The organism is Streptomyces sp. DH12 (genome assembly GCF_020873895.1).
Classification (GTDB): domain Bacteria; phylum Actinomycetota; class Actinomycetes; order Streptomycetales; family Streptomycetaceae; genus Streptomyces.
The window spans coordinates 1-648 of record NZ_JAHWGT010000387.1 but is presented as its reverse complement, the minus strand read 5'-3'; the positions used below and the strand labels follow the sequence as shown (position 1 = coordinate 648).

Below are 648 nucleotides of genomic sequence, written 5' to 3'. Positions count from 1 at the left end.
GTGGCCACCAGCAGCGACCTCGTCCTCTGGGCGCGGGCGTCCGTTCCGGCGCTCAGCTGAGGATCGCCTCCAGGCGTCCGCGGCACTCCAGGGCGAACGCCGGGACCCTGTGCCAGTAGTACGGGATGCCGGCGACCGCGACCGCGATGGCCCAGGCGCGGGCGCGCAGCCAGGTCGGGGTGTCGAGGGCCAGGGTTTCCCAGTAGGCGTGGCGAGCCTCCGGCGGGAGGTCCCAGACGGGGGCGTGCTCGGCGTCGGGGAAGCCGATCGAGAGCGCGCCGAAGTCGATCACGGCGTGAAGCCCGCCGTCGCGGGCCAGGAGGTTGGCCGGCCTGAGGTCGCCGTGGAGCCAGACGTGCGGTCCGGCGGGGTCGGGCAGGGCGAGCGCCTCCCGCCACAGCCGCTCCAGCGTGTCGATGTCGAGGTCCAGCCCCTCGACGGCCCGGCACGCGTCGAAGCCCGGCCCCACCCACTCGTCGCACGGCGCCAGGGTGCCTCCGCGATACCAGGACAGCCCGTCCTCCCGCGTCGCCCCCATCAGGTCGACGCGGTGCAGCTCCCGTACGAACCCCGCCAGGTCCGCGCCGAAGGCGGCCCAGTCCAGGACCGTGTCCGGGCCGACGTCCTCGCCGTCGATCCAGCGGTGGA

General features: G+C 74.8%; 1 protein-coding gene. It reads right to left on the bottom strand.

Annotation, left to right across the window (positions count from 1 at the left end):
• Window positions 1-52 precede the first annotated feature (52 nt).
• A partial coding sequence (locus LPA54_RS34725; protein ID WP_228984611.1) for a phosphotransferase occupies window positions 53-648 on the bottom strand: 596 nt, incomplete at its 5' end.